This is a genomic window from uncultured Campylobacter sp., assembly GCF_938045405.1.
Classification (GTDB): domain Bacteria; phylum Campylobacterota; class Campylobacteria; order Campylobacterales; family Campylobacteraceae; genus Campylobacter_B.
The window spans coordinates 1-3887 of sequence record NZ_CALIMW010000157.1; the positions used below are offsets into that span (position 1 = coordinate 1).

Annotated in this window: 3 protein-coding genes; all 3 read right to left on the minus strand. The window is 38.5% G+C overall.

Annotation, left to right across the window (positions count from 1 at the left end):
* Positions 1 to 40: 40 nt before the first annotated feature.
* Complete coding sequence (locus Q0140_RS06065; RefSeq protein ID WP_297962805.1) at positions 41 to 1648, minus strand: relaxase/mobilization nuclease domain-containing protein; 1608 nt, start codon at positions 1646 to 1648, stop codon at positions 41 to 43.
* A gap of 1 nt (position 1649) precedes the next feature.
* On the minus strand, positions 1650 to 2009 hold the full coding sequence (gene mobC, locus Q0140_RS06070; RefSeq protein ID WP_103578075.1) for a plasmid mobilization relaxosome protein MobC: 360 nt from the start codon (positions 2007 to 2009) through the stop codon (positions 1650 to 1652).
* A gap of 200 nt (positions 2010 to 2209) precedes the next feature.
* Entirely contained in the window at positions 2210 to 3220 is a 1011-nt protein-coding gene (locus Q0140_RS06075; protein ID WP_297962810.1) for a replication initiation protein, read from the minus strand.
* Positions 3221 to 3887 lie beyond the last annotated feature (667 nt).

A 3887-nucleotide genomic window follows, 5' to 3' on the forward strand; every position in this document is an offset into this window, starting at 1 on the left:
TTTGGCTTTAACCTCTATCAAAATTATATCGAATTTGTGCTTACATTCGCATTCGTCTTGTGTTGTGGTGTTCCTCTATCTCGGCTTTAGGCTGCTCATAAACGTTCTGGCTCTGCTGCTGTTGTCTTTTCTCTTGCTCTCGATCGTTATTTGCTTCAATTCTGGCAGCTGTATCCCCAAGCGATTGTATAGCGGTTTGAATTGTGCTTGAAATTGCCCCACAAATTGATTGAGTAAGTTCGCGAAGTCCTGCAAGATGTCTTCTTGTCCGCTCTCTGCTCCACTCTCTAAAGCTCTCGATAGCTCCGCTAAGCCAAATTCTAAACTCTGCATTCTGCTCAATATGGCGTTTCTCTCTTGCTCTTGTGCTTCTAATAGCCTCTTCAAATTGTTGTTTAGCTCGCTCAATAGCTTCGCTTGACCTTCTCGCTCTTTCTCTATTTCGCTCAATAGTTGAGTTGATAAGCTCTCGTAAAATTCTTTCTCGTTCATCGCTGCCCCTTATGATATTATCTTGCAAAGGATATAGCCCGCCGCCAAAAATACGACTGCGACTACTATTATCAAGGCTTGTTCCTTGTTCATATACTCCAGTGTTTGGCTCAGGGCTTTGTATAGGCGCGCTCTCTGCTCGTCCTTGTAGGTTGTTTTGATTTGTTTCTGCAAGTTCATATCGAACCTGACTTCGGTCATTATTGTTTGTAATAGCTCCTTTTTCGCGTTCCTGATCTCTTTCGTTGCTTCGTTCAATTCGTCCGTTATTTCTTTTGCTGCTTCGCTCAAATCGCTTGTTGTTTTCTCGAGCTTTGGCATCACATAATCGTTCAAGTTTTGCATAAAGCTCTCTAAGCCTTGGGACGCGGTTTGCGATACGCTCTCTTTGATACTCCCTAACTCTTGCTTCCACTCGTCCAAGTTCTGCCGTAAGGCTTTCAAAGTCTGTAAATCGCTCATTAAAAATTGCTCCTTTTAATCTTGTAGTTTTTTTTGCTTCAGGTAGTTTAATGCTGATGTATTCTTTGCTTATCTTTGGCACTTCTACGCCGTTTTCTCTTAAGTAGGCTATAACTTCATCTCGTGAGTTAAGATAGTGGCTTATAACCTGCTCTTTGATGATGTCTTCAAGCTCTTGGACGTTTTGAAAAAGTGCTTTTTTCTTTCGGCTGCCTATTATGGTGCTTTCCCTAATTGGATCGTTTGGATCGCTTAGATCGTATTCGAGATTTATAATTTCTTTGAATGTATCGACCCTTGAAAGATCGGCTTTGTGATAGTATGGTTGGAGTGATTTAAGGCTTTGAAGTTCAATTTTAGGGATTACAAAATTAAGCTCGAGGTGGTTTTCTTTGTCGGTATGCTCTACCCAAAGAATATTAAAGTTTTTATCCCTTTCAAGCCCTGCCAAAAGCATTTTTTCAAATCTATCCATTATCTCGGTTTTTACTTCATCGGTTAGATTTTTCTCAGTAAAATTTAGGCTGCCAAAGGTTACCTTGTGCTTATACTCGATTGAATTAATTAAGGCTAGGGTTAGCTCTTTATCGCCCCTTAGCAGCTTTGCTGTGCCTTCTTGCACCCTATCATTTAACAAATAATAGACGCTGCCAACTCCGCCGCCCTTGTTATTTTCAAAAAACTTAACAAGCACATTAACCCTTTAAACGCTCTAAAAGGGCTTTAATTTCAACGATCTCTTTTAAAACAATGGTTGATACTACCCCTTGCTTATTTTCGTTTAAACGGCGCGCTATTTGGTTTAAATTGTTCCCTATGCGCCTAACTTGATCTACCAGGTCATATTTTGATCCGCTTATTTGTGCTAGCTCTTTGATTTTCTGCATTTTCTTGACCTGCTTTATTTGGTCTTGTTGGTTCAAAAAGATTTTTGATTTAACAAGTTGGCTAAAAGTTAGATTTGTTTCGCTCAAAATTTGGTTAATTTTTTCTTGCTCGACCTCGTTGAATTTTATTGATCGGACAAAAAATTTTTTCTCATTTTGCTCAGCCAAAATTGCTCCTTTTTAGCAGGGGTTCAAAGGGGGCTGCAAGCCCCTTTTGTGGGTCAAGGGCAAAGCCCCTTGCGAGCCTCAAGGAATACCGCTAGGTATTACCTTGAGTATGCTCGCCTAGAATAAAAATTAATACATTGGGGGAATTATAGCATAAAAAAAATGATTGAAACTCTGAAATAAATTTGTCGAAACTCTGACTAAAAACCTAAGAAATTTTGTAGGTGTTTTATGCTCTCGAAAGTCATTTCGGTTATGTAGTCATCATCAGAATTTTTTAGCTTGGCTTTGATTTTATCCTGGTAATAATTTAGCTCAATAATTTTTAGGGTGTCATATTCTTGGGTGTTTGGATTTTTAACTCTGACACTTTGGAAAAGATAGGCTTTTAGCTCGTCGATTTTGTTTTGTTTCAAAGATCGCAGCCTATCTTCTCTTTGGATATCTCTTGCAATAGTTGCTAGATTTCTTTCGTTCTCTTTCTCGTCCTTTTCAAGCTCTGAAACGGGCTGCGGCATAAAGCAAAACTCTAAGGCTTCTATAAATTTACCACTTTTTATTTTTCGCACCATAAGTCCTTTAAATGGTATCCTGCGTAAATCAAATAAGTTGCGTTCAGTGGATAACTGCTTGATAACTGGCTTTAGAATTTGTTGGTCTATGTTTGTTGCGCGGTAACTTTCGGGAATACCTAAAAGCTCGATAAAATCTTTATATTTTACGCGCCAAACCCCTGTTTGGCGGTATTGTTTTAAAAAGCGATAGATTGTTTTTGCATAAGTGCCGCTTAGATTTACAAACTCTTCAAGCTCAAAGCGCGTAAATTGTGGCATTGCCTTTAAATACCGCTCCCTAAATGCTTCTGAAACTTTGACGTTTAAAACTTCGCCGTTTTTATCATCGTAAATTTGTAGTCTTGGGAATATAACTTCTTGGGCTGTTGCGTTTTTATCGCTGTTTCGCTCATAAGTGTATTGAATTTTAAAATCTTGTAATACTCCCAAGCTACTTAAAAGATTAGCCCTATAACCGCCACCGTTATTAATGTCGGCTAATTCAAATAGCTCTTTTGTGGGGATTGTAATGCCATCTTTTGTGTTTTCGTGGCGTATTTTGGCTAGGATTGTAAAAAGCACGTTGAGTTGTGTTTCTTTTAGAGAGCTGAAATTTACCTTGTTTAGTTCGTTTGAGTATTTGACAATTTCTTTCATAAGAAAATACCTTTTAAAATCTATTGCCCTATTATATAAAAAATAAGGCAATATGTAAAGATATTTATTGCTGTAAATTTATTGCCCTATCAGCGTAAATTTATTGCCCTATCAGCGTAAATTTATTGCCCTATCTGCCGTAAATTTATTGCCCTATCAGCGTAAATTTATTGCCTTATGGTTTCGCTAGAGCCGTTCCCATCGTGGCTAGCACGACCCCTAAAAGATATAAAAGAGTTTATAAAAAGATGTTAAAACGTGCGCGCGAAAAAAAATCGACCACTTTTTTGAAAAAATCTGACTAAAAATTCGGACGCTTCAGCAGCGCTCAAATTGCTAGCGCAATTTTCGTCCGCGAGCTTTTACGCTTTGCATAGTCGCTACGCTCCGCAAAGCTCTAGCAATTATTGGGGAGATGATAAGGGGCTGTTTTGTTTAGAATAGAAAGAAACCAAAGGGCTGTCAATGCTCTTAAAGCCCCACTAGGGGGCTAGGCTTATGAAGCCTTTGTAACTAGCAAACAAAGTGCTATAATTACAATTAAGAACATTAGGCGGTTCAAATTAACCACCTCCCTTCAGAGGTGAAATTTAAAGCCAGAGGTTGCGACCCTTTGGCTTTAACCTCTATCAAAATTATATCGAATTTGTGCTTACATTCGCATTCG

What these genes read in the sequence shown, in the direction of transcription:
- Q0140_RS06075 (WP_297962810.1), bottom strand. Translation starts at nt 3,220, where the DNA reads ATGAAAGAAATTGTCAAATACTCAAACGAACTAAACAAGGTAAATTTC.